20 protein-coding genes and 3 pseudogenes are annotated in these 23796 nt (G+C 45.0%); 7 read left to right on the forward strand and 16 right to left on the reverse strand.

Annotation, left to right across the window (positions count from 1 at the left end; genetic code table 11):
* Positions 1–57: 57 nt before the first annotated feature.
* Both ACQXR1_RS15690 and ACQXR1_RS15695 read left to right on the forward strand, forming a co-directional pair.
* Positions 58–765 (forward strand): YjjG family noncanonical pyrimidine nucleotidase, encoded by a 708-nt coding sequence (locus ACQXR1_RS15690; protein WP_430772455.1) that lies wholly within the window; start codon positions 58–60, stop codon positions 763–765.
* Positions 766–875: 110 nt separating this feature from the next.
* Positions 876–2105 (forward strand): MFS transporter, encoded by a 1230-nt coding sequence (locus ACQXR1_RS15695; RefSeq protein ID WP_069149148.1) that lies wholly within the window; start codon positions 876–878, stop codon positions 2103–2105.
* 27 nt (positions 2106–2132) lie between these two features.
* On the opposite strand, the gene ACQXR1_RS15700 is transcribed toward ACQXR1_RS15695, so the two are convergent.
* The 7 genes from ACQXR1_RS15700 to cypD all read right to left on the reverse strand — a co-directional run bounded on the left by ACQXR1_RS15700 (position 2133) and on the right by cypD (position 12737).
* The gene (locus ACQXR1_RS15700) at positions 2133–3068 is read right to left on the reverse strand and encodes a hypothetical protein (RefSeq protein WP_430772456.1); all 936 of its coding nucleotides are present in this window, start codon (positions 3066–3068) and stop codon (positions 2133–2135) included.
* Entirely contained in the window at positions 3069–4247 is a 1179-nt protein-coding gene (locus ACQXR1_RS15705) for a glycosyltransferase family 2 protein (protein WP_430772457.1), read from the reverse strand.
* 28 nt (positions 4248–4275) lie between these two features.
* Positions 4276–5187: a putative nucleotide-diphospho-sugar transferase gene (locus tag ACQXR1_RS15710; protein ID WP_326246711.1), complete on the reverse strand. Its 912-nt coding sequence runs from the start codon at positions 5185–5187 to the stop codon at positions 4276–4278.
* A gap of 23 nt (positions 5188–5210) precedes the next feature.
* On the reverse strand, positions 5211–6179 hold the full coding sequence (locus ACQXR1_RS15715) for a GDP-mannose 4,6-dehydratase (RefSeq protein ID WP_014663153.1): 969 nt from the start codon (positions 6177–6179) through the stop codon (positions 5211–5213).
* Positions 6180–6185: 6 nt separating this feature from the next.
* Entirely contained in the window at positions 6186–6950 is a 765-nt protein-coding gene (locus ACQXR1_RS15720) for a glucose-1-phosphate cytidylyltransferase (protein ID WP_014663152.1), read from the reverse strand.
* Between the two features lie 236 nt (positions 6951–7186).
* On the reverse strand, positions 7187–9106 hold the full coding sequence (gene ltaS1, locus ACQXR1_RS15725) for a lipoteichoic acid synthase LtaS1 (protein WP_429767461.1): 1920 nt from the start codon (positions 9104–9106) through the stop codon (positions 7187–7189).
* A gap of 445 nt (positions 9107–9551) precedes the next feature.
* Positions 9552–12737, reverse strand: a complete 3186-nt coding sequence (gene cypD / locus ACQXR1_RS15730; RefSeq protein WP_430772458.1) for a bifunctional P-450/NADPH--P450 reductase — start codon at positions 12735–12737, stop codon at positions 9552–9554.
* Positions 12738–12886: 149 nt separating this feature from the next.
* Here cypD and ACQXR1_RS15735 point away from each other — a divergent pair, with 149 nt between their 5' ends.
* Complete coding sequence (locus ACQXR1_RS15735) at positions 12887–13960, forward strand: DUF3900 domain-containing protein (RefSeq protein ID WP_430772459.1); 1074 nt, start codon at positions 12887–12889, stop codon at positions 13958–13960.
* Positions 13961–14030: 70 nt separating this feature from the next.
* Here ACQXR1_RS15735 and ACQXR1_RS15740 read toward each other — a convergent pair whose 3' ends face one another.
* Together ACQXR1_RS15740 and ACQXR1_RS15745 are read right to left on the reverse strand one after the other, a co-directional pair.
* Positions 14031–15500 carry an excalibur calcium-binding domain-containing protein gene (locus ACQXR1_RS15740; RefSeq protein WP_227099717.1) on the reverse strand — a complete coding sequence of 490 codons (1470 nt, stop codon included), beginning with the start codon at positions 15498–15500 and terminating at the stop codon, positions 14031–14033.
* 203 nt (positions 15501–15703) lie between these two features.
* Positions 15704–15892, reverse strand: a pseudogene (locus ACQXR1_RS15745) (oxidoreductase); the annotation flags it as partial.
* On the opposite strand from ACQXR1_RS15745, the pseudogene ACQXR1_RS15750 reads away from it, so the two are divergent.
* Positions 15890–16201: pseudogene (locus ACQXR1_RS15750) on the forward strand (MarR family transcriptional regulator); the annotation flags it as partial. The pseudogenes ACQXR1_RS15745 and ACQXR1_RS15750 overlap by 3 nt on opposite strands.
* Before the next feature lie 23 nt (positions 16202–16224).
* Here ACQXR1_RS15750 and ACQXR1_RS15755 read toward each other — a convergent pair.
* From ACQXR1_RS15755 to ACQXR1_RS15770, 4 genes are all read right to left on the reverse strand, one after another.
* Positions 16225–17184 carry a DMT family transporter gene (locus ACQXR1_RS15755; protein WP_371326436.1) on the reverse strand — a complete coding sequence of 320 codons (960 nt, stop codon included), beginning with the start codon at positions 17182–17184 and terminating at the stop codon, positions 16225–16227.
* Positions 17185–17216: 32 nt separating this feature from the next.
* The gene (locus ACQXR1_RS15760; protein ID WP_014663145.1) at positions 17217–17861 is read right to left on the reverse strand and encodes a Bax inhibitor-1/YccA family protein; all 645 of its coding nucleotides are present in this window, start codon (positions 17859–17861) and stop codon (positions 17217–17219) included.
* A gap of 109 nt (positions 17862–17970) precedes the next feature.
* Complete coding sequence (locus tag ACQXR1_RS15765) at positions 17971–18138, reverse strand: YezD family protein (RefSeq protein WP_430772460.1); 168 nt, start codon at positions 18136–18138, stop codon at positions 17971–17973.
* A 154-nt stretch (positions 18139–18292) separates the two neighbouring features.
* Positions 18293–19165 (reverse strand): STAS domain-containing protein, encoded by an 873-nt coding sequence (locus ACQXR1_RS15770; RefSeq protein WP_041521264.1) that lies wholly within the window; start codon positions 19163–19165, stop codon positions 18293–18295.
* A 196-nt stretch (positions 19166–19361) separates the two neighbouring features.
* On the opposite strand from ACQXR1_RS15770, the gene ACQXR1_RS15775 reads away from it, so the two are divergent.
* The 3 genes from ACQXR1_RS15775 to hmoA all read left to right on the forward strand — a co-directional run bounded on the left by ACQXR1_RS15775 (position 19362) and on the right by hmoA (position 20742).
* A complete protein-coding gene (locus ACQXR1_RS15775) occupies positions 19362–19856 on the forward strand; it encodes a hypothetical protein (RefSeq protein ID WP_040083887.1) in 495 nt (164 codons plus the stop codon).
* Positions 19857–19952: 96 nt separating this feature from the next.
* A complete protein-coding gene (locus tag ACQXR1_RS15780; protein WP_024573448.1) occupies positions 19953–20315 on the forward strand; it encodes a VOC family protein in 363 nt (120 codons plus the stop codon).
* Between the two features lie 100 nt (positions 20316–20415).
* Positions 20416–20742, forward strand: a complete 327-nt coding sequence (hmoA, locus tag ACQXR1_RS15785) for a heme-degrading oxygenase HmoA (RefSeq protein WP_040083993.1) — start codon at positions 20416–20418, stop codon at positions 20740–20742.
* A 37-nt stretch (positions 20743–20779) separates the two neighbouring features.
* On the opposite strand, the gene ACQXR1_RS15790 is transcribed toward hmoA, so the two are convergent.
* The 3 genes and pseudogenes from ACQXR1_RS15790 to ACQXR1_RS15800 form a co-directional block, all read right to left on the reverse strand.
* Positions 20780–21475: a DUF421 domain-containing protein gene (locus tag ACQXR1_RS15790; RefSeq protein ID WP_014663138.1), complete on the reverse strand. Its 696-nt coding sequence runs from the start codon at positions 21473–21475 to the stop codon at positions 20780–20782.
* A 98-nt stretch (positions 21476–21573) separates the two neighbouring features.
* A pseudogene (lplD, locus tag ACQXR1_RS15795) lies at positions 21574–22900 on the reverse strand (alpha-galacturonidase LplD).
* A gap of 8 nt (positions 22901–22908) precedes the next feature.
* Positions 22909–23796: a carbohydrate ABC transporter permease gene (locus tag ACQXR1_RS15800; protein ID WP_014663136.1), complete on the reverse strand. Its 888-nt coding sequence runs from the start codon at positions 23794–23796 to the stop codon at positions 22909–22911.

Raw genomic sequence — 23796 nt, forward strand, 5'->3', positions numbered from 1 at the left:
TTTTTCCTTTTTTTATGTGCTATACTTTGAGTACATATGAGAAGGGAAGACACACAGATGAAACAATACCGCACTTTATTATTTGATGTAGATGATACCATCCTTGATTTTAAAGCGGCAGAAGCTTTAGCCCTCCGTTTGCTGTTTGAAGATCAAAACATTCCTTTAACAAGTGACATGAAGTCGCAATATAAAGCCATCAATCAAGGTCTCTGGAGAGCCTTTGAAGAAGGAAAGATAACACGGGATGAAGTCGTGAATACGCGTTTTTCCGCTTTGCTCAAGGAGTACGGTTACGAGGCGGACGGCGCTTTGCTTGAGCAAAAATACCGCAGCTTTCTTGAAGAAGGACATCAGCTGATAGACGGTGCTTTTGCTCTCATCTCAAATTTGCAGCATCAGTTTGATTTGTACATCGTGACAAACGGCGTGTCTAACACACAATACAAGCGTCTCCGTGACTCAGGATTATTTCCGTTCTTCAAGGACATTTTCGTTTCTGAAGACACAGGCTTCCAAAAGCCGATGAAAGAATATTTCGATTACGTGTTTGAACGGATTCCCCAATTTTCAGCAGGGCACACATTAATCATTGGGGATTCATTGACTGCTGACATCAAAGGCGGCCAGCTCGCCGGGCTTGATACTTGCTGGATGAACCCTGAGATGAAGCCGAATGTTCCAGAGATCATCCCAACCTATGAGATTCGTAAGCTTGAAGAGCTATATCACATTTTGAATATCGAAAATACCGTCAGCTGCTAATCGGCTGACGGCGTTTCTTTCATAAAAGTCTTTTTTCCTCTTGATAAATTCTTCACCTTATGAATAATATGATGGTATGCTTTGGCTATATATGTAAGGAGGAGACTCAATTGGCTATCGCCGCCCCGTTAAAAGAAAAAACAGTTCAAAAACCCGGCACCACGGTGTATCCGATTTTGATTATTATCGGAATCTGCCATATGCTCAACGATTCGCTGCAAGCCGTGATTCCGGCCATGTTTCCTATTTTGGAACGCTCCATGAGCCTGACGTTTACACAGCTCGGCATCATCGCTTTCACATTAAACATGGTGTCATCCGTGATGCAGCCTGTCGTCGGCTGGTATACTGATAAACGGCCGCGGCCGTACGCGCTTCCAGTCGGTTTGACCGCCAGCATGCTTGGCATTTTGGGTCTTGCATTCGCCCCGTCATTCATCACGATCTTATGCTGTGTGTTTTTCATTGGATTAGGCTCAGCCATTTTCCATCCGGAGGGTTCTCGTGTGGCATATATGGCCGCCGGCACAAAACGCGGACTCGCCCAGTCGATTTATCAAGTGGGCGGAAACTCAGGCCAGGCGATGGCGCCGCTGATCACCGCGCTGATCCTTGTGCCGCTCGGGCAATTCGGCGCTGTTTGGTTCACGCTTGTCGCCGCGCTCGCTGTTATGTTTCTCATGTATATTGCGAAATGGTACGCCTCACGTCTTGGCAGTCTCGCCCAGAAATCAGGCAAGCAAAAGAAAACGGCTGAAAACACAGCCATCACCAAATCTGTTGTATCTGCTCTTATTATTATTATATTTCTCATTTTTGCGCGTTCCTGGTATACGAGTGCGATCGGCAACTTTTACACGTTTTACGCGATGGATACATATCACGTAAGCATTCAGCAGGCACAAAGCTATATTTTTGTCTTCTTGCTGTTTGGCGCGATCGGCACATTTCTCGGCGGCCCGCTTGCAGACCGTTTTGGAAAACGCTTCGTTATCCTCGGTTCGCTGTTATGCTCGGCGCCGCTGGCGATTTTGCTGCCATTTGCCGGCCCGGTTCTCGCCTATGGCGTGCTCGCATTGATTGGCGTGGTTCTGATGTCGAGCTTCTCCGTAACGGTTGTCTATGCACAGGAACTAGTTCCTGGAAAAATCGGCACAATGTCTGGGTTAACCGTCGGTCTTGCCTTCGGGATGGGCGCGATCGGCGCTGTGGCACTGGGCGCTCTGATTGATGCAGCGGGACTGACCCCGACGATGATCGCCATTGCCTTTCTGCCTGTTCTCGGCATCCTTGCCTTCCTATTGCCAAGTGACCAGAAGGTGAGAGAATGGCATAGCTAAAAAACCCTGCCCAGCGGCAGGGTTTTTTTAATCCAGCTGTATAAAATGAGTGTCAGGCACTGCATGCTTCGGGATAAATCCGTCCGCAAAGTCTGGAAACGCGGACTGTATTTCATCAATCCATTTTTTCAGATTTAATATATACGGCATATAAATCATCTCAATTGTCGCTTCATCTTCAATCCGGTAATACCAGCAAAGATTAAACTCTTTTTCTGTCACAAGTGTAAACCCGGAGAAATGATAAAAAATCAGCGGCGTTTCATCTATATACACGCGGCCGTCCTTTTGCCCGACCTTATAGTTTTCGATATTCCAAAGCGCTGTATTGGCTCCAATTGATTTGACAACATGCACACCCTTATACCGCGCCGGCCATTTCTCCACATATCTTTGATCGCCGTATGTCTTTCGTTCCGTATCCATTTCGACTGTGCAAAATGCAATACAGTCCTGTCTCCACTGCCATACCGCTTCATATGCTTCCTTTGTATTACCGGCACCGACAAAGCCTGTATTAAAGCGTCCGGTTCGCTCGTAGTAGGACATGAAGCGCGGCGAGTTACGATGATCAGTCAAATACAGAGACGCCGTTGGGTTTTCTGCAAAAATACGTGCCGGATCAGAAAAGAAAAATAGATCCGTATCCATATGGGCAAAGTATTCAGCGTCATCCCACTTGCTCATCACATGAAACAAAAAGGCGGGCTTTAACGTCCAGCAATATTCATGAAACGTTCTGTTGCTTTTTGCTTTCAGCAGCTCCGGGTCTTCCATTTCATGCAGCTGCACAAAGCTGACATGCTCCCATGGAACGTGCTGAAGCAATTCGTACGCTTTCTGGTCGACACACAGCACATATAAATGAAAATCATCGCAATGCTCATGGAGAGAATGAATCATGGGCATGAGCTTAAAGATATGTGTCCTTGACACTATCGTTGAAAAATGAAATGTACTCACTTATACCACATCCAATGATCTAAGATCCACGTGCAGCAAATCGTTGACAAGCGCATACAGTGCGTTGGCGAAATCGTTCACGCCTAGCTTTTTCTTCGCTTTTGGCAGAAGCTTGCGGACAGTTTGTAAATCAAAGCTTTCCGCCGTCACCCTTGGGGATTTCTTTCGCCAATCCGGATCAATATTGCGCTCTTTAACAACATGCAGAAGCTCAAGAAATAGATTCAGCAGCAGATCATATTTCTGAGATTCCAGCAGCTTTTGAATATCATCCATGATTCTGTTTGTCATGTCAGGCGGGAACGGCCCATTAAAAGCGAGATGAACGTCTAAGGAGCGGATATTGTTGTATTTATCGCACATATAGGCAATGTTTGCCCGAATATCGTCTACAGACTTACAATTGCTTGGATGCTCCTGATGAACACTGACAATATCGCGCCGAAGCCTGAAGGTCAATCCGGCCTGATGAAGCCTGATGCCGAGATCATAATCCTCAAACCCGTACCGCACAATGCCCTCATCAAATAAACCGAGATCAACGACATGCTTGCGTTTAACAGAGGAATTATTTGTGATAAAAAAGCGCCATGGCATATGATAGCCTTCCAGATCATCTCCGTACTCATCTAAAATCTGCTTGAGCACGTCAATAAAGTCGGTATTAAGGTCAAAGCTTTTATCAAGAAAGCTTCCGTTTTTAATGTCCTCTTCCTCCAGCAGCTTTTGTTTGTCTTTTTTCGGCATTTCATCTGTGAGCTTTGCGAGCTGTTCCTTATGTTCTTCTTCAAATCGTTCATAATAAAAACTGTAGATCCGCTTCCAAAACAACCCACACACGACGAGATTCTCTTCATTCTCATGGGCTTTAATATGCTTTGCCACAAGGTCCTTTGCCGCAAGCATATCGCTGTCATGAAAAATCAGGATATCTCCTCTGGCATTGCGCAGCGCCTGATTTCGACCGTACGCAATCCCCCTGTTTTCTTTAATCCGGGTAAAAATCAGCGGAAAATCCGCTTGAAATGATTCAAGCATTGAGAGCGTCCCGTCCTCAGAGCCATTGTCCGCTACAATGACTTCGAATTCTTCATCGCACTCCTGCTGGTTTAATGACAGAAGGCTGTTATAAAGACGCTCCTTTGAATTATATGCAGGAATAATAACGCTTGCTTTCACTTCATTTTCACTTCCTGTATTTACTCATTTATTTGTTGTCATCTTTTGAAGCAAAACCGTTAAATTCAGGGTCTAATGTTTTGATGTGCTCAATGATATGCGGCAGTGTCTCTTGATACAGTTCATGCACAAACGGCAGGTCTGTGCGGGTTGTTTCATGAATCTGTTTGATTTCATTGATGCCGACGATTCGGTATCCGCTGAAATGATAAAAAATCAGCGGACTGCCATCCTCCAGCACGATCCGGCCATCCTCCCACGAAAACGTATGCTGCCCATAATTCCAATGACCAATGTTCACGCCGGGTGTTGTAATATCACAAACATTCGGAAACAGCCCAGACATATAATCCAAATAGCCTTGGTCACCGAATTTTCCTTCACCCGGCGCATTTTTGCATTCCTCAAGACAGCGTTCCTTCCACCACTCCAAGCAGTCAGTGCCTGCATCATCATGCTTGAAGCTGATAAACCCGGAATTATATCTGCCTAAAAGACGCTGCAGCATGTCAATCTGATCTTTCTCAAAAGAAGGAATGACAATATCCCCCCGTGAAAGCAGCACCGAACAGTCCGGCTGGTTTTCAAAAATCGGCGATGGATCTGCGTAGAAAAAGAGATCCCCGTCAATGTATGTCACACGCTCCAGCTCGGGATTGCTGTTCAGCACAGCTTGCAGAAAGATCGGCTTCATCGTCCAGCAATACTCACTTTGATCTCTAGTTTCCTTCAGCTTTAGAAGCATTTCATTTTCAAGAGCGGCCACCGGCACAAGGTTCAGCTGCTTCATCTTCAGCTTCTGTAACACGCGGTGCGTATCTTCGTCCATGCACAGCGTAAAAATGGGACTGTCTTGGTCTACTCGCTCTAATGACTTAAATAAGGCGACTGCCTGATATAATCTTCCTTTTGATAAAACGGTGCAATACGCGCTGGCCACAGTCATGTTCACCTCGTTTCACATTACTTTTTGAAGAATTCCGTATACCACTCAATCGTTTTTTCAAGTCCTTCATCAATGGTGTAGGCCGGTGTCCAATTCAGCAGCTTTCTCGCTTTTTCCGCGGATAAATATTGATGTTTGATTTCATTGCTTCCCTGATTCAGCACCTTAGGTTTCAGATTACTGTTCATTTTCTTCAAAATTTTCTCTACCAGTTCAAGGACGGTCAGCTGGATCTCATTGCTGAAGTTAAAGGCCTCTCCGGCAAGATTGTTTTCTTCCATTTTTTCCGCAAGAAGCAAATAAGCCTGAACGGCATCTTCAATATAGAAGTAGTCCCGGACAAAGGTGCCATCGCTGCGGATTTCCGGCGCTTCCCCGTTCAGCACAAGCTGAATCGTCTGAGGAATGATGCGGTTGAAGTTTAAATCCCCGCCGCCGTATAAGTTTCCGCAGCGCGTAATACAGACCGGAAGCCCGTACGTGTGAAAATAGGTGTGGCTGATCAGATCTGCGCAGCTTTTTGAGACGTCGTACGGGTGCTTGCCCTGCAGCGGCATGTTTTCGTCGTATGGAAGGTTTTCTTGATCGCCGTAAGCTTTATCACTTGAAGCGACAATGACCCGTTTAATTAACGGATGCTTGCGGCAGGCTTCGAGAATATTCCATGTGCCGAGAATATTTGCTTCAAAGGTAGAAATCGGGTTGCGGTTTGCCACCCCGACAATCGCTTGTGCAGCGAGGTGAAAGACAGTGTCGATTTCATACTCTCCAAGCGCGCGTTCAATGACAGCCAAGTCTTCAAGAGAGCCCTGCACGATGTTCATTTTCTTGATATGGTCTCCCTGATACAGATTGGATTGGGGCACATGATCCCTGACAAGACCCGTCACGTTTGCACCCTGTTCGATCAGCTCTTTCACCAAATAGCTTCCTAAAAGACCTGTACACCCCGTAACAAATACGTTTTTATTTTTCCAGAAACTCAAATCGGTTCACCATACCTTCCATACTTGTTGTCCTTGATCCCACATCTTGTTGACTTCTAAGAGATTTTTATACGTATCGATGGCCGTCCAAAATCCATAATGGCGGTACACGGCAAGCTCTCCGTCTTTGGCAAGGTTCTTCAGCGGTTCATCTTCGAACATTGTGTTCCCGTCCTTCGGCAAATAATCGAAAACCTTGGGACTGAGAACGAAGAATCCGCCATTGATGATTCCGTCACTTGATGTCTTCTCAGAAAATGTTTTCGCCATGCCGTCCTCAACCGTCAAGGTGCCAAACTGCGAGACTTTGTCAATGCCGGTGACAGTCGCGGCAGCACCTTTTGTCTGATGATAGCTGATGAGATGGAAAAGATTGATATTGGCCAGCCCGTCCCCATAGGTGAGCAGAAATGTTTCATCACCGATATAGTCTTTCGCCTGCAAGATTCTTCCGGCTGTCAGCGTATCTTCCCCAGTCTCCAAAAACGTAATTTTCCACGTTTCAGGCTGCCCCAGCATCTGTACCTCTCCCGTAGCGCTGTCGAGTGTCAGGCTGTTGTGCTTCCATTCATAGTCGAGAAAGTATTCTTTGATTTTTTCGCCTTTATAGCCCAAAAGCAGAATAAACTCGTTTACTCCGTAGTACTGATAGATTTTCATAATATGCCATAGAATCGGTTTGCCGCCTATCATGGCGAGCGGTTTAGGAATGTCATTCGTGATTTCACTCATTCTCGTTCCTTTTCCGCCGCAGAGAATGACCGCTTTCATCTCTACCCCTCATCTCTATGAATATTGAGTTCGAAACCTAGTACATCTTTACAATCTATCAAGGCATTTCCCCGATAATTTGTCCGATTTCAATACCGGTTTCAAAATCTACTGTAATGATATGAAAGAAAGACGGCCTTGGTGACCAAATGGAATCTATTTTTTCAAGTTGGTTATATAACCAAAAAAAGAGCCTTGAGCGAAGGCAATGCGCCCGCTCAAGGCTCTTTTTCATCTTATTTGATTTCTTTTTCCTTGCCGTAATGATAGTCTGACGGATCAACGGCTGTGAAATCATTTAGTTTATGGAACCTCAGCAAGTCTTTGTACAGGACACTGTCTGAAAGGCTCAGCTGCTGGTTCACTCTTGTTTTCAGATTCTTCGTTTCTTCATTCGCTTTCAATTTTTCACCAGTCTTCGTATCGTAAATGACATTGTCGACTGATGTGTACTTCGGCGTTACGAAGTCTCCGTTTCTGAATGCCACTGTATCGTCGTGGTCTTTAGAGAATAAGTCAGTACCAAAGTTGATATATTTCTGAGAATCAATTCCTTCTAAGTGCAGAAGTGTCGGCATGACGTCAATTTCGCCGCCATACGTATGGTTCACTCCGCCTTTTTTGCCAGGAACGCGGATCATCAGCGGCACACGCTGGTTCTGTGCGTTTTGATAATCTGTAATCTCTTTTCCAAGAATCTCTTTCATCGCTCGGTTATGATTTTCTGAAATACCGTTATGGTCACCATAAATCATAATGACTGAGTTGTCATACAGGCCGGCTTCCTTCAGCTCCTTGAAGAATTGCTCAAGCGCTTCGTCAAGGTAACGCGCTGTTTGGAAGTAGCTGTCTACTGTGTTATCGCCGGTTGTCGCTTTTTTAAGAGACGCGTCTTTTTCATCCAGGTTAAACGGATAATGGTTTGTCAATGTAATCAAATGCGCGTAAAACGGCTGTTTAAGAGACTCAAGCTTTGGAATCGATTCTGTAAAGAACGGCTTATCCTTCAGTCCCATATTGATGACATTTTCATCTGACATATCATACGTACTTGCGTCGAAGAACTTGTCGTATCCGATATGTTTGTAAATCTGGTCACGGTTCCAGAACGATTTGTAATCACCATGCAGGACAGCGCTTGTATAGCCTTCCTTCTGGTCTAAAATCGCCGGAAGCGACTGGTAAGTGTTTTCGCCTTTCGTCACAAACGCGGAGCCTTCTGGAAGGCCGAAGATCGAGTTATCCATTGTCAGCTCGGCGTCAGATGTTTTTCCCTGGCCTGTCTGGTGGAAGAAGTTATCAAAATACGTCACATCTTCTCCGCCGTGCGCAAGTTTATTTAAGAAAGGCGTTACCTCTTCACCGTTCAGCTTGTAGTCAATCAGGAATGACTGGAAGCTTTCGAGGTGAATTTTAATGATGTTTTTGCCTTTTGCAGCGCCGAAGTACTCGGCGTTCGGTTTCGCATAATGAGACGTTGTGTAATTCTCGACGCTTGTTAAATCATCGCTGCTTGCATAGGCTCTTTGCGTTTCTGTTTGAGCCGTCTGTACACCGTCATAAATGGTGTAGTTGTAAAGACCTAAATATTTCACGATATAATTGCGGTCAAACGTTCTTGTCAGCAGCTGCGGACGGTCTTTTTCCGCATAGTGCAGGTTGATGAAAAACAGTGCGATCCCGGAAAGGATCACTAAAGATGCAAAGCGTTTTTTCATTTTGTATTCTTTTAATTCAGGTCTCCAGATCAATACCGCAATCAAAATGATAATATCTAAGAAATAGAAAATATCATGACCGGCCATGATACTGAAAATCCCGTCTCCCATGTTTCCAACGTTTCCGGACTGCTTAATGTTCGGGAACGTCAAGAAATCGTCAAAGAAACGATAGAATAAAATATTTGCATATAACACAAATGTCATCAAGAAATCGATAATCAGCATAATAATGGCTGATTTACGCCCTTTCGCCAGCAAAGCCAGTCCTAAAAAGAAGACGGCGCTTGAGAATGGGTTAAATATCAGGAGGATCTCCTGGGTTGTGCCTTTTACCCCAAGATTAAACTCAGTCTTGTAGGATAAATACGTTTTTGCCCAAAACAGTATAACAGCCAGCACAAAAAAGCTAAGTTTGTAAGAAAAAAGTTTCTTCATGGCAACCTCTACTTTCTTAAACACTTTAAGTTCTTCATTCATATTTACCTGCTCTTTATATCCTGCCTTCTCATTTCTTCTTTCCAAACAAAATCAAGGCATCACACAACAATAAATACACCGCGGCAAGCCGGAATATTTATGTTTCGCACCATACCATTTTTATTATAACCATTTGGAAACCAATCACTGGACGAAAGAAACCTTCATTTCGTTTCACTTTTTTCCTCAGAAATAAAAAAAGATTTCTTTTGTCATGTGTGCCTTTGAAAAAAGAAATAGATACCGAGTATAAGAATAACATAAACTAGCAAAAACGAAAAATAGGTTTTGCAGACAGCCCGCCCTTTAAGGCGGACTGAAGTTATTGTATGCACTAATGTTTAGCGTGATCACCATTTTTTCGAAAGGACAAAAAAGACTGGATGTCTCCAGTCTTCTTTATCTATATCCCTGCCCAGACATCCTTGGCGTACATACCGGTATCCTGCAGATGTCTCAGCCAGTTTTGCGCTTCTTGTTCCCCGGTTCCATGAACAGACTGATACGCTTTTTGAAGAGCCGCCTCCACATCCGGGGCCATTTTGCTGCCATCACCGCATACATAAAACCTGCCACCGCGGTCAAGGATTGATATTAATGTTTCTGCTTGGTCAGCCATGAGATGCTGGACATATGTTTTCGGCATGCCCTCTTTTCGGGAAAAGGCTGTGTGGACTGTGACTATACCGTCTTTTTCAAACCGCTCAAGCTCATCTCGGTAAATAAAATCCCGATCGTTCCTGCATCCAAAATAGAGATGAGCCTCACCGAGCGTTTTCCCCTCCCGCTTTAAAACATCGCGGGCTTGAAGGAAACCGCGAAATGGCGCGACTCCCGTGCCTGGCCCGACCATAATAATTGGAGTTTCAGGGTCTTTCGGAAGCTGAAACCGGGATTCCGGTGTGCGGATAAACATCACGACATCATCACCGGCTTGACGCTCAGCTAAATCATTTGATGCCACACCCCTGTATTCGCCACGGCCGCTCCACGCCGGGCCGCGCACAACGCCGACTGTGATTGATGCTTGCCCCGGATTCACTCTTGGAGAGCTTGAAATCGAATAATATCTCGGTTTTAACGGGCGTAATAGCTCTAAAAATCGTTCAAACGGCATGTCGCATGCTTCGTACTTTTCAAGCAGATCCAGCATGGAAATTCGTCTTTTCAATATTTGTTCCTGATAAACACCCTCTGCTGTCAGTTCTTCTAATTCGCGCTTATGCGGCGGACACACTGTAAAAGCGGCCAGTTCACGTATTTGCGCTCTTGTGGCTGCTTCCTGGACCTCAACGCTGTAGCTGAGAAGATCATGCAGGCTGACAGGACGGCCCAATGGCAGATGCCCCGCACTGCGGCCGCTTGCCGACAATGTCACTTGGTCGGTTCCCTTCAGACCGAATCTATGGAGAATCCGGCTGACATTGGTTGGACTGTTTTTTGGCAATACGCCAAGGTGGTCGCCCTCTTGATATTCAACATCCGGCGGCAATGCGATTTCGATATGGCGGGTGCTTCGATCGCTGTCCGCGGACTGAAGCTCACGATTTTCGGCGATGGATGCGTGAGCCGCTTCATACGATCGGGCAAGCGGGGACTCTCCCAGCCCTCTGACAAACTGAAGGCTCAGCGTGCTTCGTTCCTTATCGGCGTTTTCATTAAGCTCCAGTCCGAATGCTTTGATGGCGTCCGCCCACATGCTCTTTTTCCACTCATCAAGCTGCCCTTCGAAATCACCGCTGACATCACCTTCCCCGCGCGCAGAAAACCGAGTCGCGCCTTTCTCTGCAAGCTGTTCATCAATGAATCTCGGCACGTCTTGATACGTGCTCGCCCAATTGTGGTCGCCGCAGCCAAATACCGCGTAATGGACGCCCTCAAGCTCACCCGGTTTGATTTCTTGGAGCCACTGGACAAACTGTCTCGCGTTGCTTGGCGGTTTTCCGTTATAGGACGAGGTCACAATGACAACCGCTCCCTCTGTCGGCAGCTTGCCAATCTGATCGTTCAGAGGTGACACCTCGGTCCTGACGCCATGAAGACTGGCTGTATCTGCAAGCTCCCGGGCGACGCCTTCTGCGGTGCCGGTATCAGAGCCGTACAGCACGAGAAGCGGGCGGTTGTTAAGGCCGATGACCGATGCGCCCTTTGTCTCCGTTTCTTCTTTTTGCTTATCAGGCCCCGGTTTTTCTGTTGCATGGATGTCAGCATGAATGGCTTCCTGATGACGGGTTTGAACCCTGATGCGAAAATCACCGGGCTTGAGCGTTAAGGTTTGTTTGATATCAAGCTCATAATTCTCATGATCAATCAGCGTGAAATATTTTAAAATCATGCCCAGCACAAGTGTGGCTTCATGAAGGGCAAACTGCATGCCGATACAGGCCCGTTGCCCATTTCCGAACGGTTTGTACGCATGATGAGGCACTTGGTCCTGATGCTCGAACCGTTCCGGCCGGAATTCCTCGGCGTCCTTTCCCCAAGCGTCTTGATCACGATGAAGCTGCGGGATCAGCACAGAAATTCTGTCCTTCGTTGTGATCGGGAACTTTCCGCCAATGACTGTGTCTTCTTTTGGATAAAGGCTAAAAGCCGGAGCTGTCGGCCATAAGCGCAGTGATTCATTTAAAATCATCCGTATGTATTTCAGCTCCAGCACTTGTTTATAGGTCGGCGCTGCATCTGTCAGCACCCGATCTACCTCTTCATACGCCTTTTTCAGTTTGTCAGGATGCTTCAATAAAAAGTAGATCGCAAAGGACAGCAGGCCGCTCGTTGTTTCATGGCCAGCAATCAAAAACGTAATGATTTGAAAGCGGATATTCTCGTCGTCGAGCTTTTCACCCGTTTCCGGATCTTCAACATTCAGCATGCGGGCGAGCAAATCTTTTTCATCCTGGTCTCCATTCGCCCTGCGCTCTGCAATAATGCTGTCGACTAACGAAAACATCGTTTGAATATCATGGTGGAATTGCCGCTTTGTTCTGACCATAAGTTTATCTTGGAAATCAAGCCGCTGCATTTGATGCATCGCTTCATCAAGCGCCCGCACCATGCTGTTGATAAATGGGTGGGGCGTTTCTCTGTAGTAGCTGTTAAAGCGGTAGTTAAACCCGCATAGCCCAATGGTGTCCAGCGTCAGCCGGGTCATATCTCCTGGGACATCAACAGCTTCATTCGGATTGAGCCTGGCCCATTTTTGAATGAGCTGAACAGCGATATCGACCATTTTCTCATGATAGTCCTTCATGGCCCGCTGGCTGAACGTCGGCATCAGAATGTTGTGCGCTTTTCTCCAGTTAGGCTCATGCGTCCAGCTCGTAAACAATCCGTCACCGGAAAACGCGCGAACCTTCTCCAGGGCGCCTTCAATGCTTTTATCAAACCGTCCTTCATCACAAACCTCTTTCACCAATTCATGGCCGGACACCACAATCGTCGTGCCCGCGGGTGTATGGATTTGAAAAATCGGACCCTGTTCTTCCGCTAGCTTGATCAGTGAAAGCGTCGGTTTGTCTTTATCAATTAAAGGCAAATTGCCGAGCGGCCCAAACGTCTTCGGCTGAGGAATCGGGCTTGTTTCCTTCATCGAACCATTCCTTTCCGTATGAAATGCCTTCTATTTGACTACATTTCCCTTTCATGGTCATGATTATTCCGTTCTTCCAATTGACGCATGATCGCTGTTTTTTCTATACTTGAGAAGCTGTACAATACGCGAATAAGGTGAGTTCACATATGGATTTTGAAATTCGGTTTTTATCCTTTTATGTCATACAGGTGGAAGGCAAGGATGAGCAGGCGAACAAACAGTTCAAGCACTTCCAGACCCTTGATACGGGTGAATTTGAAGAAAGCGAGCTGAAGGACTTTCTCGACGGAGAACTGAAAAAAATCGTCAAACGGAAAGCAGAACGTCATCCGCAGTCTGAGCAGGTGCCGACGAAAATCGGCCATTTTATCGTCGAGCCCGGCCACGAGCTTGATTCCAACCCAAACTACAACATGTTCAACCGCGCGCGTCTGGCGGAAACAAAAGAAGACTTCAATGAGCTGAGCGAGCAGTTCGTCCGCACGTACCTCGACACAAGCGCAGTCCGCGGCGGCGTGTTTCTCGTCGCTTCAGCCGTGCCGAGAAAATACTTTGACGAGTCATTTGTCTTCATTATGAAATGTGACTTTGAGCCGAAGGTCGCCCGCATCTCTGACGCGTCTTCTCTCATTAAAAAAGTCGAAATGGCGATCACGACAAAAAACATGAAAAGCATCCAATACCCGTACATGCCCGAGGAAGGAATGGTCGAGGAAGGCGAGCTGAAAATCCACCAGGCCTCGCACGCCCGCTATTTTGAGGACTTTCTGAAATTCGTCGAGTACGGCGAATCGATGCCGGAAATCATGAAAAACCAGGTCATGAACATGGTGCAGGAGCACGTCTATGAGACATTTGAAGACAATAGCGAAGAGCTCAAGCAGTTCGAGCACGACATTGAGATTTGGGAAGCGAGCGAAAAGCGGGAGATCCAAGAGCGCCTCGACACCCATCAAGTGATCGAAGCCTCCGCCCAAATCATCGAGCACACGCCAGAGGCCCAGCTGAAAATGAAAGTCGGAGAAACAGAGATTAAGGGATTGCTAGCGGATTTTGGCGACTCCATTCATCTCGCAAAAGTGAACGGGCGCTATGTCGCGCTGATTGAAGCCGAGACAATTTCGTTTGAGAAGGGCAGTTCGCCGGTGGAGTTTTATAAGCCTGAGGGGCTGCATGAGGTGATTGAGCGGATAAAAGTGAAAAATATAAATAACGATTAAACGTTTGTTGAAAATAATAAAAGAGAGAATATTTCACTATTCTCTCTTTCTTTAAATAACCATATATGAATTAGCGATCACAAGCAATTCCATCACCATCACGGTCAAGATGTTTTGCATATCCTGGTTCACCAGCATGTATAGGTGCAACACCAGCTTGCCGAGCTGCGGTACAATTTTTGTAATAGACATTCGTCTGTCGTTCTTGTGCCTCTGCTTGTTGTATCTCTTTCTCTTGCTTACGTTTTTCTTGTGCTAGTCGCTCTTCTTCCTCTTTCTTACGTTTCTCTTCTGCTAGTCGAGCTTCTTCTGCTTTCTTACTTTTCTCTTCTGCTAGTCGAGCTTCTTCCTCTTTCTTGCGTTTTTCTTCTGCTAGTTGTGCTTCTTCCTCTTTCTTGCGTTTTTCTTCTGCTTGCTTTTTTGCTTGTTCTTCTTGCTTACTCTTATTATCTTGTTGTTCATTATCTTCATGTTTGCTTTGATTTTCTATCTGTTCTTCCCTATGTTCAGTCTTTAAAACAGCTGTCTTATCACTTGATTTTACAGAGTTGGCTTCTTTATTGTTTTCTCCAAAAAATGTGTTAAAGATTAACAGCAATAGCAGCAGGTAAACCAATGAAGCAATAGCTCTCTTCCACCACTTACCACTTCGGAACCCTATTATTTTTTGATACCATTTCCTCTTATTCTGCTTAAGGGGAATATTTGCATCATTTAAAATAGAAACAAATTCCTTGCCAAATATATTTATAATCAAACTTTTCCCTGTCTCTGTAACATTGATAACTGTTTTTATTGCAAATCGATCAATAACCGCGTAAGAAAAGTATTTAAAATCCCACTTATATAATAATTTGGCTTTTCTTTCTTTATTATTAAATTCATATAAATATACCACTTGGTTCTCGAGTACAATAAAATTACCCTTACTTTGTCTATCCTCTTGAAAAAAACCTTCCGCTATCAAGGAAGCATTTTTATGTTTTTCACGCAACAATCGTTCGCCATTTTTCGAAAGACTTAGATTGTCCCTCTTCATTACAAAAGAAGTAATTTTAACATTTCGATTTTGTAAATCAATTAATTTTTCAGCATGTAAAAAATAATCAAAATCATGTGTAACTGTCGTTATAATTTCTTTTGATTGATTAGATATCATGTACTCTAAAATCTCTATAAATTCTTGGCTATCATCATTTTTCTTAATATCATCGAATGTACGTTTTGAACGGCCTATCTTAAGGCTTAAAACACAACTATTTTTATCTTTTTTATCAGTTCTTACTTCAATATCATTAATTTGTGAATATTTATATGTCATTCGTTCATGTTTAGAAACAAAGAAAATAGATTGAGTAGTAAGTGCTAATACCCCTTTTAATTCTCTACCACTTTTTTTATCACATTCTGCTTCAATAATCTTTAGAACACTTTCTTGCGACGATAAGGTTACTATTTCTGCTTCTTGTAATAAATTTCCGTACTTTGTTACTAAGGTTTTTTGGCCTATTGTAGGGCGTTTACCTATCCACTTTTGCATAATGTCTCCCCTATTTTACATAATGAAATTCTAAATAAACTTATATTTTCTGACTCAATTTTACCAAATAACGGATTATTTCACATCATTTATTGTTATCTAACTCTAGATTAATTAGTTAAAACACTTGTGTCTTCTAAATAAAAAAGTCCAGAAATCACTTTCTGGACTTTTCCTATTTAATACCCTTCCCTCAACACCGATTAGCACTCCCCAATCAGCTCTTCCGCTCCCGGCTCTCCTTTCAGCCCGCGGGGGACGATTTCTGAGGATAGGTTCTGGACTTTGAGCGCTCTTGGGGATCTTCTTTTGTAGTAGGCCTGTAATGCTGTTTCGTGATCGGCGTGGTTTTTGGGTTCTCCGGCGAGGACGATGGCATCCTCGATCGCCAGATGTTGCTCTTTGATGCCAAGGATCATAGGTTAAGTCCGACAGAGCTTGCCAAACAGTCAAACATCACGAAAGCGACGATTACAGGTCTGCTGGACGGGCTGGCGAGAGACGGTTTTGTCAGCCGGAGGTATCACACAGAGGATAAACAAAAAATCAGCATTGAACTGACAACGGAAGGCAAAGCACTCCTTGAGCAATTTTTGCCGCAAAATCTCCGCGGTCATGGAAAACTACAACGATGAGGAAAAAGATATGTTCGTAAGATGCTTGGTGATCTTTTTGAAAGGCTGAACGTGTTTAAAGACTAAAAAACCCGTCCGATCCGGACAGGCTACAGCGTCTTTTCTTCTGCAACCGGATACGCATCCGGCTGTTTTTTCTTTATGACCGTAACAAATATGCCGCCGATGACACATGCAATGCCGATGAAATGCACAAACTCAAACGGCTCCTTCAATATTACGCCTGACAAAATAACAGCGGAGACCGGAAGAACGGATGTGAAAATGCCCGATACACCCGCAGGCACCTTCGTCACCCCGCTATACCATAAGTAAAATGCTAAAACGGTAACAAAAAGCGCGTAATACAGCACGTACGACCAATCCAAAACAGTCGGCACGCTGTAATCAAATGAAGAGGCCTCAAACAAAGCAAACGGGAGAAAAAACAGGAAGCCGAAGAGCGATACGAAGGTCGAAATCGCCAGAGCCGAAATATGCGGGGATAGCAGCTTGGCCATCAATGTAAACAACGCTTCGCCAATGACTGCAGCAATGATCAGCATGTTCCCGAATAAGGCGTGCGGCGCCCCGTCTTGGCTCCCCGCTCCAAATAGATTAATCGCCATCACGCCGCAAACCGCCAGCATAATGCCGATCAGCATCTTTTTCTCAATTTTTTCTCTCAGCAGGAAAAAGGATAAAATACCGATTACCATCGGGGTTGTGCTTGTCAAAATGCCGCTTTCCGTTCCCGTCGTATATTGAACCCCATACAGCAGGCAAATACTGAACAAAAACACACCTGTGAATGATTGCACCAGCAAGACGAGCACATCTTTTTTCGTTAAAGCCGGAAACCCTTTTTCAATGCAAAACAGCAGCGTGAGCAATACGACAGAAGCGATCAAAAAACGCAATCCTGAGGAAAGAAAGACCGGAATCCGTTCGACCATCAGCTTGCCGACAACGACAGAGCTGCCGACGATCGCCATAGCTGCTGCCAAAGATACATATGCGCCCATTTGTTTTTTCACCAATACTCCACCTGCCTTTTTGATGTATGGCAAAAAACGCCTATCTCATGACAGGCGCTTTTTTATTAATCATCACTGCTCAAAATGCCGAAGAAGCGGAGCAGGTTGATGAATAAGTTGATAAAGTCAAGGTACAGCGATAATGCCATAACGGGAATTAAGTCTTCCGTAATGTGGCGGTGCTTGATTTGGTTCAAATCATACAAAATGTAAAGGGAAAAGACGATGGTTCCAATCACGGAATACGCCATCATCGCCGCTGAGTTTAACGGGCTGAAAATGTTGAAAATCCCTACCACAACGAGGGCGAGCACCGCTACCATTAGAAATGACCACAGAAAGGATAAATCCTTCTTCATTTTTGCGCCGATTGTGCCTAAGACGGCAAAAATGACAAATGTAGAACCAAAGGCTTCAAGCACGACATAGGCGCCGGCGATGGAAGCGTAATGGCTGACGATCGGAAATAAGGTAATGCCGGAAACGAACGCGAATGTATATACAAACGCATACCCGACCGCTTTTCTTCTGCGCATCCAGAAGGCCATAATAATCATCGCCACTTCAAGAATAGAAAGCGGCAGCATCAAAGCGACAGGAACAAATTGGCCGATAAAAAGGCCGACAGTCGCGATCAGCAATGTGAAGACAAAGACTGTCAAAATGCGTTGCATGATCGATTGCTTACTCTCGTGAACCGTAGCTTGCATGTCAAAAATCCTCCTAAAAAATGATCTTAAAGGTCTATTATATAAAAATTGGATGAAATATGTATATGTTTTAAGGAGAATTTAATGAAAACAAACGCCCTTTACGTTATCATTTCGATTCTTTCCTTTTCAGCGAAAAACGATGCTTTTCTATTTTCTCAATTTGGGTAACCTGAGAATCATGAACCGTAATCTGAACGGTGCCGAAATCGAGCGTTTCCAGCGAACTGATGACTTTTTCAATCACTTCCGGATCAATCGTTAATTTTGAAACCAAAATACCTTCCCCCCTGTTGAATAGGTTTTAATTCACAGTATTCTTATAAGAATTATAATATTATGTTTTTTTTGATAAATCAATGGTGATTTCTCTTCAAATCAAAAAGGCATATGATCACCCGATGACGGACAATCATATGCCTGGGAACTTCCTATTTGTTTTCTTCCAATTCTTCAACAATACAGCGGACACCCATGTTTTCTAATGCCTGCTTCAGCGTGCCATACGTTTCATATTCACTAAAATCAAGCCCCAATTGAATCGATGTTTGGGCCACATCCGGGCGAATCCCTGAAAATACGGCTTTGACGCCTAATAAGAAAAGCGTTTTAGACAGGTTGTACAATTGCTGCGCCACCATGGTATCCACAATCGGGACACCCGAAAGATCAACGACGAGGCTTGTGATTTTTCTCTCGACACAGCGGACCGGCACTGTTTCTAAAATGATCTGTGCCCGTTTTGTATCAACTGAGCCGATAAGCGGCAATATCCCGATTCCATCAGCAATGGAAATAACCGGACAGCCAAGCTCTGAGATCAGTTCCTGCTGAGATGTAAGCCTCATTAGCATGAATTTTTGGTACTGCTCGGAGAATTCAATAATCAGCTTATCGAACGACTGATTCACAATGCGGTTCCATCGGTCTGCATCTTCATTTGTGACGATCTCCTGATTTTCTTTTATAAATGTGACGACTGCGTCCCAGAATGAGATTCTAGAATTGGATATGGCTTCTACGACCTCATGCACCTGAACATCCTGCTCTACCCTGTTTTTCGCAACGGTTTGCGCCCATTTCGCCATATTTTCTTGAAAATCGGTTTGATCCTCTAGAAATGCGCTTGCAATTGTTATATTGGTAAACGTATGCTGCTCGGTTAAAAGCGTTTTCGTTTCTGCACTTAAATGGTCGGCGGAATACAGCTCGCCTTGTAGCTGGCAGCGTAAACTGAACCATTTCTCAGTAATGTCCGCAGTGTGGTCTATGATATATTGATATAATAATTGATCGATATTCACGGTCTGTCTCCTTTTTCGTAATAGAAGCACTTTCATTATAAAATGATAAATCGAAATTGTGAATAAGACTAGGGAAAAATCAAATGAATCTGCTCTCTGAGCGCATTCCAGTTTATATCCATAGGCGAATGCACCAATAAGAGTCTGCCCGCATAAACTGCAGTGTACAGTTTACAATGAGAAAGGGCGTTATCACATGTATTATGTTGATCCTTATATGTTTGCAGGGCATTTTTATGAGCCTTGGCCTGCTTTTGAATATGAATATCGATATCCATGGCCTGGCATTGGCAGCGGCGCTGTTCCGGGATTCGGCGGCGGCTCCGGTCCTGGCATTGGCGGCGGTGCCGTTCCGGGCTTTGGCGGCGGCTCCGGCCCTGGCATCGGCAGCGGCGCCGCTCCGGGATTCGGCGGTGCGCCACAGGGACCTCCTCCTTCCCAAATACCAGCGAAACCAAAAAAACCGCAGAGTTCTCAAGGAGCCGTTTTGTTAGTTGAACCAATCACCATTCGTCCTTGCCTTTTCCGGTTTACCTATGTTTGGTTAACCAATGGCCGCTCATTTTGGTTCTACCCAATTATCCTTGGCAGAAGATCCGTCGGCGGCTTTTACTGGGATCATTCACGGCGACGCTGGGTTTATTTCGCCTTAGACACAAATCAGATCGATGTTGTGAGCTGCTCATTTTAATCAAAAATCAGCCGGTTTCCCGGCTGATTTTTTTTATGTTACTTCGGCCGTAAACAGGTTATAGTATTATTATCTTTGCAACTTGGAGGTTTCCCTATGATCAAACAAATTGGCACTGTAGCTGTATATGTTGAAGACCAGCAGAAAGCGAAACAATTTTGGACTGAGAAGGTAGGCTTTGATATTGCAGCCGACCACCCGATGGGACCTGAAGCAAGCTGGCTGGAGGTTGCGCCAAAAGGTGCTCAGACTCGTTTAGTCATTTACCCGAAGGCCATGATGAAAGGCTCTGAGCAAATGAAGGCTTCTATCGTGTTTGAATGTGAAGACATCTTCGGTACATACGAGAAAATGAAGACAAACGGCGTAGAATTTCTCGGTGAGCCCAATCAAATGGAGTGGGGCACCTTCGTTCAATTTAAGGACGAAGACGGAAATGTGTTTTTATTAAAAGAATAAACTGCGCACGGCGGTTCATTCCGCCCTGCGCTTTCTTTTGACATTGAGAATGAATTTCATTTACAATTATTCATATGCAAGAATGATTGGAGTGAGACAAATGTTTGTACAGTTGAGAAAAATGACGGTTAAAGAAGGCTTTGCAGATAAAGTCATAGAACGTTTCAGTGCTGAAGGAATCATTGAAAAACAAGAAGGTTTAATTGATGTGACAGTGCTTGAGAAAAATGTGCGCCGCGGTGATGAAGAAGTTGTTGTCATGATTCGCTGGGAATCAGAGGATCACTGGAAACAATGGGAAAAAAGCGATGCTCATATCGCCGGCCATAAAGCAAACAAAGGCAAACCAAAGCCTGACTATCTGATCAACACTGAAGTGAGCATGTACCATGTACGTGCTGTCAAACAAGGGACATATAATCAATAAAAAGCTTGCGCCTCGCTGCAAGCTTTTTTTCAAAGAGTCATGTTGATCTGCTTTGTTCGTAGGTTACGGTATACAGCGGATTATTTTTGTGCCACTCCGCAAATAACACGTCCTCCGCCTTATCAATGTTCTTCTTTTTCAATTCTTGCTTCAGCCACTGTTCATCCACACCTGCTTCCTTCAAATTATCCTGCACAATCTCTCCATCTATGATTAAAGTGATCGGCAGAGAAACAGACTTCGAAGGAATCTGCAAATCCTTATTTATCGGTTTGTCAAAGTCGGATTTGGGGAGCACGCTGACCATCCCGTTTGTTTCAAGAATCGCATATTCTACTTCTTGGATTGAAAAGCTCCCCGCTTGCCTCAAAAGGCTTTGCAGCTGGTTAATGTCCATCTTATTTTTCTTCAATACTTTATATTGAAGCTCCCCTTTGCGGATGACGATATTCGGCTCGCCCTCTAAAAACTTCCGCGATGATTTCATTTTTTGCGTGATAAATTCAATAATATAAATCAGCACGCCCCACAATAGCGAAGCAAAAATAATTTCTTTGATCTTGATTTCATGATCGTAAACGGCATTTCCGACCAATTCTCCTAAAATTAAAGCAGAAATAAAGTCAAACGGCGTAATTTGAGAAAATTGGGTTTTCCCGAGAAGCTTTAAAATGATAAATAAAATGCCTAAACCGCAGACCAGCTCCACCGCAACACTTAAATAATTTCCCATATTGATAGCACCTACTTCTTGATAATACTATCAGTATGGTCAATGCTTTCCTTTCTAAACCGCGAAAGAAGCTCACCCTGCTGAAAAAATCGGCCTGCTCAGCTTTGTATGGTGCTTTGATGCATGTCATCAAAAAGCTGCTCTGCATCATTGCGGTCAATCATGACAAGCGGGTCATTAAGGAAGGCTTGAAACGCGAGGCCTGTATCCTTTGTCAAACCAGCTTCCGCCACTGCCTCCTGATTGGATACATGCATAGCTGCCAGCATTTCCACACCTTTCGGAAGCGCTCCGGAAAAAATTGGCTTGACACTGTTCCTTGTGATGAATGCGTTCGTTTCGACAATGGCTTGTATAGGAAGGTTTGAGACCTGGCCTTGATTCGGCATATTTACATTCGTGACGAGTTCACCCAATCCGAGAAGAGCCGCTATGATATTCACGCCTTCTTCTCCCGAAGCTTCCCCAGCAACGCCCCGTTGTTGCTGAATGAACCGGTCTGTTTCTTGTCGTTTCAGCGCTCTGTCTTGTTTTCTGAATGATATAGGTGTGAGATGAAATTTCCATACCTCAGGCTGTTTAAGATATGGGCCGGGAAGAAACTCTGCCAGGTGCCTGTCACCCGCAGCAGGGATCGCGCCATACGTTTCAAATAAATCAAACGCAACACGGTGTGCCGAATGAAAGACGCTGTCCCTCCAGCTCATATCCTGATTCCCCATAGTGCGAGCTGAATTCACGGAATATAGGCAGCAGGTCAATATGGCGGTAAGAGGCTGCCGTAATCCATGTAAAATGGTTAATGCCGAGCACATTAACATGGATATCTTCTCTCCGCGGCACCTCTATTCCCAGCCTTTCCGTGACCATTTCCGCCAATAGCTTTTGCGTCCCGAACACCTCGTGGCAGCAGCCAATCGCTTTGATTCCGGGAAACACTTTATACAACGCTCTAGTACAGACGGACATCGGATTTGTATAATTAATGACCCAGGACTCAGGTGCGTAGTCTCTTATTGCCCGGGCAATTTCCGCAAATATCGGGACAGCACGCAAGCCTCTGATGATTCCGCCCGGCCCGACAGTATCACCTACAGACTGATAAATACCGCAGCGCTCTGGCAAGTGAACATCAATTTCCATATCATCCAGAGAACCCGGCAAAATGGAAATAATGACGATATCCGCGCCAGATAGCGCCTTTTTCAAAGTAGAAACGGCCTCATATCTCCATCTGCCGTTTCCACTGTAATTGCCGATCACTTCGTTTCTCTGGGCGGCCTCAAAATCAAGATCATAGAGTGCCACCATGCCTGACATCCTCTCATCAATCGCCAAATCACTCATCAGGCTTCTGGCCCAGCCTTGAGACCCCCCGCCGATATAGGCAATTTTAATCTGATGTAACGTACTCATATGAAACACTCCCTTTCTCAGCCTTTTACCGAGCCAATCAGCATACCCTTTGCAAAGTGTTTTTGTAAAAATGGATAGACCGCCAAAATCGGCAGCGTCGCAATGACAATGACGGCGAGCTTTATACCTTGCTCAGGCGGAACGGCATGTTGCAACGTATCGCCATTGGTCGCCGTTAAATCCGATAAAATCGTAACTTGGCGAAGCACCATTTGCAGCGGCCATTTTGCACTGTCATTGATATATAAGAGAGCGTGGAAGAAATCATTCCAAATCCCGACCGCATAAAACAGCGCAAAGGTCGCGATGACCGGCTTTGACAGCGGCAGGGCGATCCGCCAGAAGACGCCGATTTCGGAACACCCGTCAATTTTTGCTGACTCCTCCAGCTCGCGCGGCAGCTGCTGAAAGAAGTTTTTGATAATAATGAGGTTGAACGGATTAATTGCCATCGGCAGAATCAATGCCCAATACGTATCCAAAAGGCCGAGTGATTTTACGACAAGGTACGTTGGGATCATGCCGCCGGAAAACAGCATCGAGAAAATTACTAGATTCAACAGCAGATTCCGTCCCTTCACATGCCGCTTCGCAAGCGGATATGCCATCGTGAAGGTGAAAAACAGCTGCACAGCCGTCCCGACCACGGTGATGAAGATGGACACGCCCATGCTTCGAATGAACGTCGGTGTCGAAAACACATACTTGTAAGCATCGAGTGTAAAGGTTTTCGGAAAAATAAAGAAGCTCCGCTGGGCAAGTTCCGCTTCTGTCGCAAAGGAACCAGCGATAATGTACAAAAACGGCAAAATGGTAATCGCGCCGACACCGCCGAGAAACAGAATGTTGCAGACGTCAAACACCCGTCCGGCTTTGGTGTTATGCATCGTGTGAATTTCAGCCAT

The organism is Bacillus sp. ATD (assembly GCF_050585765.1).
In the GTDB taxonomy this organism is placed as follows: Bacteria; Bacillota; Bacilli; order Bacillales; family Bacillaceae; genus Bacillus; species Bacillus stercoris.